Below are 4,717 nucleotides of genomic sequence, written 5' to 3'. Positions count from 1 at the left end.
GCGCGGCGCAGGGTCCAGCCCATGACACGCTCGCCGGTCGTGCTGCGGATCTCGATCTCGGCCTTGAGGCGGTTCACATAACCCCCCTGGCCCAGCAGCTCGAACCATTGCCAGAGGTCGCGCGAGCGGGTGATGCCGCGCTTGAGCACGACGGTGGCGAAATTGACGCCGCCGGGGCGCTGCACGCTGCCCCAGTTGCGGCCGCCTTCGCGGATGCTGCGCGGCTCCATCGTGGCTTCCAGGCCGGTCAGCTCGCTGAAGGCGCCCTGGCAGAGCGTGGCGTCGTCGCCGCCACTGCCATCCACCGGGTCGCGGCTGAACGACACGTGGAAATTGAACACGCCGATCGGCGCAGCGCGTGCGTCTGCGCTCATGCGGCCTCCGCGGTGTGGGCGAGGGGTTCGGCGTCCTGCCAGTTGACGCTGCCGTCCTCGGCCAGCGCCAGCTCGATGCGGATGTGTTCGATGGCGGCTTGCGGCGCGAACTGCACCAGCACGATGACTCGGCCAGCGTCGAGGTCGCTCTGAGTCATCACGCTGCGGTCGCAGCGCACGCTGAAAGCCTCGGCCGCGGTGGCGCCGCGCAGGGCGCCGGCCTGCCAGTAGCTGGCCAGCATGTCTTCGAAACGGCTGCGCACCCGTGCCCACAGGGCTTCGCCGGAGGTCTCGAAGACGAGCGTCGCGCCGACCATGCGGGCCGTGCGCAGCAACTGGCCCAGCAGGCGCACGACGCCGGCGCTGCGCCATTCGCGCACGGCGCTCAGCGACGGGTCGCTGAGCAGGCGGATGCCGTTGGCCGTGGGGCCGAAGAGGGCGAAGGTCTCGGCCAGCGGCCAGCCGCTGCGGCGGCTGTCGAGCCTAGACAGATAGCCGGCGAACTGGCCGCGCTGGGGCGAACGCAGCTCCTCATCGCGTGGTTGCGGATGGACGGCGAGGACGCCCATGGGCGCCTGGCCTGCCGCCGGCCGTACCGGGCCATTGGCCAGCACCGAAGCGGCGATCAGGCCGGCCAGCGCGCCATCGGGCGGGATCAGGCCTTCGGGTGTGCGCACCTCGCGCAGTGGCAGCAGCCAGGGCGTGGCGCACTCCACCATGCTGGTCTGCAGCGTGATGGCGGCGCTGAGCTGGCGCGCGGCCTGGGTGTCGCGGGCGGCCAGCGGCGCGGCGACGAGCAGCATCAGGTCGCGGCGCTGTCGCGCGAGCGTGTTGCGCAGCCTCAGCACATTGCTGTTCCAGAGTTCGAAGGCCGCGTCGGACAGCCGCGGCGCCGCAAGTTGCCGCACGCCGTTGGTGGGCGGCGTCGCGAAGGTGGGCGTGCCGCATTCGACAAAGACTTCGGGCACGACGGCAGCCACGCCTGGGTCGCCGGGGATGGGAGGCTGGTTCAGATTCGCGTGCAGCTCGGGCAGGTCGGGCGCCAGCACGAAGCTGACGTCCTCAAGCGTCCAGGCCTGCTGCATGGCGACATCCAGCGCGTCGAACAGCGTCACGGCGGGTGTCGAGCCCAGCGGCCAGGGCAGGCCCAGGCACAGCACATAAGCCTTGCGCCCGCCGTTGGCGAAGAAGTCGCGCACCGCCAGGCCCAGCCAGTCATCGGCCAGTTCGCTGCGGCCCTGAACCGGCCGGGCATGCCAGTCGAACAGGCTGTCGAAGGCTTCCCACGTGTCAATGGGCGCCGGCATGCCGAGCAGGGCCTCGCGCACGGCGGCGTCCTTGAAGCCCCGCGCATTCAACCAATCCGACATCGCCCGCGGCAGCGCCACGCCGGCGCGGCGCGTCGTCCAGCCCACGAACAGCGCGATGTCGGCGCGGGCCGGATGCGGGCGCTCGACGGGGCGGGTCGACTCGAAGCTCAGTCCGTACATGGAAGCGGCCCGCTCACGCGGCCTCGATCTCCAGGCCTTCGGACGACAGCACCAGCTCTTCCATGGCCACGTCGCCGCCGCCCTTGGCGGCCAGCGTCGGGCCGGTGTACTTGAGCGGGATGGCGTTGCGCAGCAGCCAGACCTGCACCGGGTTGCGGGCCTCGTCGAGCAGGGTGATGGAGATGTTCTTCTGCGCGTTGACGCCGGTGGTGCGCGTTTCCTTGACCCAGTCCCACAGGGACTTGGAGCTGATGATGCCGCGCTTGAGCGTCACGTCGCCGACCTTGTGGACGCCGGGGATCTTGCGCACATGGTTCTCCGCGTCGTTGCCGTAGCGGTACTCGGCCACGGTGATTTCCGAGCCGAGGCCGGAGACGTCGGAGAAGCCGCCGAAGGCTTCCGCGCCGTCGAAGTTGACGAGGAAGTTGAAGGCGCCGTAAGGGACTTTGCGTGCCATGAGCTGCTCCTAATCAGTCGCGGGAATCGGCGGTCTTCTGGCCGATGCGGAAGATCACGAACTCGGCCGGCTTGAGCGCCGCGACGCCGATCTGGCAGACCAGGCGGCCGTTGTCCAGGTCGTTCTGCGTCATCGTCGAGCGGTCGCAGCGCACGAAATAGGCCTCCTCGGCCTTGCCGCCCAGCAGGGCGCCATTGCGCCACTCGTTGTAGAGGAACTGCGCGATGGTTTCGCGGATATTGGCCCACAGGCGCTCTCCATTGGGCTCGAACACGGCCCACTGGGTGCTGCGGTCGATGGAGGCTTCCAGGTAGTTGAAATAACGCCGCACGTTGACGTATTTCCATTCGGGGTCGCTGCTGGCCATGCGCGCGCCCCAGACGCGGTAGCCGCGGCCCGGGAAATAGCGCAGGCAGTTGACGCCCAGCGGGTTGAGCACCTCCTGCTCGCCGAAGCTCACATCACGCTCGAAGCGCAGCGCGCCGCGCACGACCTCGTTGGCCGGTGCCTTGAAGACGCCGCGCTCGATATCGTTGCGCGCGTAGATGCCGCAGACGAAACCCGAAGGCGGCAGCGCGATCTCGCGCGGGATGTCGTCGCGGCCGGGGCGTGCATTGGGGTTGGCGATGACGACCCAGGGGTAGTACATCGCGGCGTACTTGCTGTCGATGGTGGCGCGGGCTTCGCGCGCGGCACCGGCGTTGAGGCCGGTGTTGGTGTCGAGCACGGCGATGCGGTACATGCGCCGGCCTTCGGCGTGGGTGATCAGCGAGTTGCGGATGGCATCTCGGGCGGCGTAGGCACTGGAGCCGGGCGCGGCGACGATGGCGATGTCGTCGAGCTTGGCCAAGGCGGCGAAGGCGCCGATGTAGCTGGCGTCCATGGGCTCGGCGCCGTCGTTGCCGCCGGTCAACGCGAAGGAGCCGCGGCGGCCGGTGGCGTTGGCGGCGGTCGGGAACAAGGCGGCGAGCAGCTGGAAGGCGTTGACGGCGCTGCCGAGGTTGGCGGCGTAGAGGTTCTCGATCTGGTCGACGCGGCGGTTGGGTTGCGGCGGCATCACGGTGCCGAGCCAGCGTGGGTGGCCGCGGTCGTAGCCGAGGTCGTCGATGGCCAGGCTGCCGCCATCGGCGTCGGTCGCAATGACGGCCAGCGTGATCAGCGAGACGGAGGCGAGCAGGGCTGCCGCGGCGTCGCGCTGGGCCTGGTTGCCGGCGGCGGCGATGGCGGCCTGGGCGGCAGCGTCGGGTGCGGTGACGGCACCATCGCCGGCGTCGGTGAGCGCATGCCAGCCATCGGCACGCTTGACGAAGTAGCTGTGGGGCGCGGCCACACCGCTGCGGGCCAGCGAGCCCAGGGGCGTGCTGTCCAGCACGCGCTGCGGGGCGGGCGCGATGATTTCCCGCGTCTGGATGCCGCGCAGCTGGGACTGCTCACGGGTGGGCACGGCGCCGTTGCCACTGGCGCCCGGGAAGCGGGCGACGAAGCGGATGCGGTTGGTGTCGTCCTCCGCCGCCAGTACCGCGGGCGCGACGGCGGCGGGGCGCAGGTCGGCCGTGCTTGCCAGGCCGGAGTCGTTGGCGCCGCGCGCCAGGAACACGCGCGCCACATAGAGCCGCGAACCGCCCTCGTTGAAATAGGCCCGCACGGCATGCGCCAGGAAGTTGATCGCGTCGGCCTGCAGGTCGAGATTGGCCGTGCCGCCGTAGATGCGCTCGAAGTCGGCGAAGCTGGTCAGGATCTCGGGCAGCAGCTCGGCCGTGGCGATGGGGCCCTTGCGCGTGGGGCCGGCGAAGGCCGTGGTGCTCGTGCCCACGCCTTCGATGGACTTGGCTCGAAAGCTGGTTTCTTCCACGTACACGCCTGGGGCGAGGTATTCGGGCATGGTGTGCCTCCTTCAATCGGTCAAGCAGGGCTCAGGGGAGCGTCAGGTTCATCACTTCGATGCGGCCGCTGGCGAGGTTGCGCGGCACGATGAGTCGAGAGAAACCGGCGCCCAGGGGGCGGTCGGCCAGCAGGTCGGGGTCGACGAGGGCGCCGGGCGCCAGCGTGGTGTCGGCGCTGACGAYGATGTCGACGGCGATCTCGGTCTCGACCACCAGTTCCTCGGCGCCGGGCGTGATCTGCGCCACGCCGACGACAGCCACCAACGCCTCGCCGCGCACGTCCGTCATGCCGCGACCGAGCACGGCCTCGCTGCCGCTGCGGTGCACGCGGATGGCCGCCTGCGCCGCGGGCGCGCCAGCGCGGCGCACGCTCAGGCGCAGGGCGGCCCATGTGGGGAGGAGAGCGGTGGCGGTGGTGGGGTCGAGGGTGATGGTGGCGGCTTCGAACAGCGGAGCCGTTTCAGCCGGTGCAGCTGGGAGTGGCGAACGGGGCAATGCCAACGTGAAACGACG

The 4,717-nt window shown here is 70.3% G+C and carries 4 protein-coding genes and 1 pseudogene; all 5 read right to left on the bottom strand.

The window, feature by feature from the left end; all coding sequences use genetic code 11:
- Positions 1 to 374: phage tail protein (locus AC1DU6_RS20420; protein ID WP_477859200.1), on the bottom strand; the 374-nt coding region annotated here is incomplete at its 3' end.
- Positions 371 to 1,864 (bottom strand): hypothetical protein, encoded by a 1,494-nt coding sequence (locus AC1DU6_RS20415; protein WP_477859198.1) that lies wholly within the window; start codon positions 1,862 to 1,864, stop codon positions 371 to 373. The genes AC1DU6_RS20415 and AC1DU6_RS20420, both read right to left, overlap by 4 nt.
- 13 nt (positions 1,865 to 1,877) lie before the next feature.
- Complete coding sequence (locus AC1DU6_RS20410) at positions 1,878 to 2,321, bottom strand: phage tail protein (RefSeq protein WP_056197049.1); 444 nt, start codon at positions 2,319 to 2,321, stop codon at positions 1,878 to 1,880.
- Between the two features lie 13 nt (positions 2,322 to 2,334).
- Positions 2,335 to 4,203, bottom strand: a complete 1,869-nt coding sequence (locus AC1DU6_RS20405) for a phage tail sheath family protein (RefSeq protein ID WP_477859197.1) — start codon at positions 4,201 to 4,203, stop codon at positions 2,335 to 2,337.
- 31 nt (positions 4,204 to 4,234) lie between these two features.
- Positions 4,235 to 4,717, bottom strand: a pseudogene (locus AC1DU6_RS20400) (hypothetical protein); the annotation flags it as partial.

It is taken from the genome of Roseateles sp. P5_B10, from assembly GCF_056400485.1.
This window is presented reverse-complemented; position numbering and strand designations above follow the sequence as displayed.